Below are 553 nucleotides of genomic sequence, written 5' to 3'. Positions count from 1 at the left end.
CTACGATCCGACTTCGTCAGCGCCCTTGTCGATCACTTTCCGGCCACGGTATACGCCTTCTGGCGATACGTGGTGACGCAGGTGAACTTCACCAGTGGTCTTTTCTACGGACAGAGTGCTTGCCTCAAGAGCGTCGTGCGAACGACGCATGTCACGGGCAGAGCGGGATTTTTTGTTCTGCTGAACAGCCATAATGATTAACTCCTAAACGTTTGGGTCACGCTTTAACTGCGCCAATACACTGAACGGGTTGGACCGCGTTACCTCGTCCACGCTCGGTTCGGGCTCATCGAGACCCGCCGGTTGCTGGCATTCTTCCGGATGATGAGCAGGCACAATCGGCAAGGCGAGCAAAAGCTCCTCCTCGATCAATGCCAGCAGATCCAATGGATCTTCGCCCAGTTCCAGCACGTCATAACCTTTCGGTAACGACTGGGTATTCGCACCCTCCTTCACCACCGCGTAACTGCACTCGCTGTGGATCGGCAGGGTGACCAGCTCAAGACAACGCTGGCAAACCATCTTGACCGAGACGTCGATGGAACTGTGGATA

Annotated in this window: 2 protein-coding genes; both read right to left on the bottom strand. The window is 55.3% G+C overall.

Annotated features, from left to right (window positions below; genetic code table 11):
* Positions 1–192: a 50S ribosomal protein L32 gene (gene rpmF, locus NRB16_RS29105; RefSeq protein ID WP_257107595.1), complete on the bottom strand. Its 192-nt coding sequence runs from the start codon at positions 190–192 to the stop codon at positions 1–3.
* A gap of 12 nt (positions 193–204) precedes the next feature.
* On the bottom strand, positions 205–553 hold a 349-nt coding region (locus NRB16_RS29100), incomplete at its 5' end, for a YceD family protein (RefSeq protein WP_257107594.1).

The sequence above is a fragment of the Pseudomonas sp. LJDD11 genome, from assembly GCF_024584215.1.
Taxonomy (GTDB): Bacteria; Pseudomonadota; Gammaproteobacteria; order Pseudomonadales; family Pseudomonadaceae; genus Aquipseudomonas.
Note: the sequence above shows the minus strand (reverse complement) of the source record. Positions and strands in the feature narration are given on the sequence as shown.

Excerpts from the sequence above, each read along its gene's own strand:
- rpmF (WP_257107595.1), bottom strand. The coding sequence starts at position 192 with ATGGCTGTTCAGCAGAACAAAAAATCCCGCTCTGCCCGTGACATGCGT.